The sequence below is a fragment of the Streptomyces sp. NPDC057271 genome (assembly GCF_042668715.1).
Classification (GTDB): domain Bacteria; phylum Actinomycetota; class Actinomycetes; order Streptomycetales; family Streptomycetaceae; genus Streptomyces.
In genome coordinates, this window is record NZ_JBHUYJ010000229.1 from 1 (window position 1) to 2,406 (window position 2,406).

The window sequence follows — 2,406 nt, forward strand, 5'->3', positions numbered from 1 at the left end:
TTCAAGCCCACCTCCTCGCACTACTCGGCATCGACGAAACCCGCCCCCGCTGGCTGGACACCTGAAACACCATGTGCGAAGTCCGGGCCTAGAGCTCTGACCGGATAGGTTCGCCGTAACCTCGCGGTGTTCGGCATGGACGGGCTCGCCAACCCTCCGTAGGCTGGTGATCGCCTGCGAAAGGGGGACGGGGTGAACGGCAATCCGCTGTACCACTGGATAGCGCTGGCAGTATCCACGGTGCTCGTGTTGCCGGTGCCGGTGGCGATACTGGCAGGGTGGACACCACCGTGGATGCGCAAGCGGCAGGCCGGGATGCGGCTTCGCGCCTACGGAGTTCTGTGCATCTACGCCCTCATGCTCGTCAACGGCATCCCCCGGATCGCCGACGCCTCGTTTGAGACGGTCACGGCCTGCATGTACGTCGGCTTCGGCTTCACCGCCGCCGCTGCGGTCCTGTTCCTGCTCGCGGAACGCAAGGATTCAGCTGCCCGGACAGCTGGCCCGGTCGAACCTCGGGAAGGCTGAAAGTCACTTGCCGCGCCTGCCGCGTAACGGGTTGGTCAGCCTGCTGGCGCGAGGGCACGTCCGCCCCAACGGATGCCCTTCTCGCTGCGGATGCGGGCGCGTTCCTTGCGCTGGACAGCGAGTACGTCGGGGTGGCGGGCGTTGGCGTTGCGCCAGCGGAGGTATCGGTGCAGGACCTGGGTCTGCACCGTGTGGTTCGGATGGTCGGAGTCGGCCAGAGTGAACTGTCGCACCGCGTCCTCGTCGGCCTGGACCAGCTGCGCGATCGCCGGAACGCGGTTCCCGCCGGCGGACGCCAGCAGCAGCATCGCCCGCCGGTAGCGCACCGAGGTGGTACTGCCTCAGCGCACGATCTGTTGCAGCTTCTGCCCTTCCTGGTCGGTAGGTCTGCGCACCCGCACAGGCTCGGCCACCACACCTCTGGTTCGAACGGACGTCACCGCCCATCTGACCGCCAACCCGGCGAGCCTATGCGGTCACAGCACTAGCTGGGGATGTCTTGTGGATCATTCCGGGCTCGCGGCCTGATCCACCAGGCCCCCCTAGGGGCGCCTCCCCCGGCGGGCGGGTCGTCGGCCCGAGCTTGCCGGCAGGCGGCGCGCGGTGTGGGGCGGTCACCTCAGGCGCAACCGCTCGGGCCATGTGGCGTGGGCCACGCCGCTCGGGCCATCCCGTTTGGACCATGCGGGTGGCATCCGCCCCAGGCACCCGTCCGGTGCGGCGGTGGTGACGAACCCCCACATGCTTTCGCCAACTCCGGCCAAGGCGCCACAACACGGGAGTAAGCATGCGTAACCCCACCGTGATCGCCGCATCGGCGGTCGTTCTGGCCACCCTGTGCGCGGCACCCGCTCTGGCGGCCTCCGTCACCCCGTCGCAGACTTCGCCCGCCCACGACCACAAGGCCCTGACCGCCATCGGGCTGACCGGCGACCAGCGCCTGGTCGAGTTCGACGTCCACAAGCCGTCCAAGACCTGGTCGCTGGGCAGGATCTCGGGTCTGTCCGGCGACACCGAGGTCGTCGGGATCGACTTCCGGGTCCAGAACGAGAAGCTGTACGGCGTCGGCGACAAGGGCGGCATCTACACCCTGGACACCGCGAACGCCAAGGCCGTCAAGGTGTCTCAGCTGACCGTGGCACTGGCCGGGACCACGTTCGGCGTGGACTTCAACCCGGCCGCGAACCGGCTGCGGGTGATCTCCGACACCGGACAGAACCTGCGTCACAACATCGACGACGCGGCCGCCCCGCTGACCACCACCGTCGACGGCACCCTCACGAACCCGACGACGCCGCCGTCGACCGCCATGGGCGTCACCGGAGCCGCCTACACCAACAACGACCTGAACGCCGCGACGTCCACGACGCTGTTCGACCTGGACACGATGGCGGACCGGATCTCCCTGCAGTCCCCGGCCAACGCCGGCACCCTCGCGCCCACCGGTAGCCTCGGCGTGGACGCCGGCCGGGACGCGGGCTTCGACATCCACTACGACCCCGCCAAGGGCATGAACCACGGCTTCGCCGCCATCGGCACGAGCGGCGCCTACCGTCTATACGCTGTCGACCTGTTGACCGGCAAGGTCACCGGCAAGGGAGCCTTCCCGGCCAAGTACCAGGTCACCGACCTGGCCCTGCCCATCGACCAGAGGTAGTCCGCCCCGGCCGCACGGCCGGCACCCGGCCCGGTGGCCCCACCCTCCCGAACCGGGGGGTGCAGGGGCCACCGGGCCATCCCGTCCCCGGACTGTGGGGTGGCCCGGTGGTCTAGGGGGTGTCGTCGAAGTCCCGTCTGCCCGGCGGCGCCTGGCACGCTCGCCGCGTTGTCGGTCGTCGGCGCAGCCCGCTGCGCTCTCCTCCCTCCGCCTTGCGATCG

Annotated in this window: 2 protein-coding genes and 1 pseudogene; 2 read left to right on the forward strand and 1 reads right to left on the reverse strand. The window is 69.5% G+C overall.

The features are described 5' to 3' along the window. Positions 1-192: 192 nt before the first annotated feature. Complete coding sequence (locus ACFUJR_RS39110; protein ID WP_383181601.1) at positions 193-528, forward strand: hypothetical protein; 336 nt, start codon at positions 193-195, stop codon at positions 526-528. A 35-nt stretch (positions 529-563) separates the two neighbouring features. Here the strand turns inward: ACFUJR_RS39110 and ACFUJR_RS39115 are convergent. Next, a pseudogene (locus tag ACFUJR_RS39115) lies at positions 564-761 on the reverse strand (IS630 family transposase); the annotation flags it as partial. A gap of 554 nt (positions 762-1,315) precedes the next feature. On the opposite strand from ACFUJR_RS39115, the gene ACFUJR_RS39120 reads away from it, so the two are divergent. After that, the gene (locus ACFUJR_RS39120; RefSeq protein WP_383181599.1) at positions 1,316-2,185 is read left to right on the forward strand and encodes a DUF4394 domain-containing protein; all 870 of its coding nucleotides are present in this window, start codon (positions 1,316-1,318) and stop codon (positions 2,183-2,185) included. Positions 2,186-2,406: the final 221 nt, after the last annotated feature.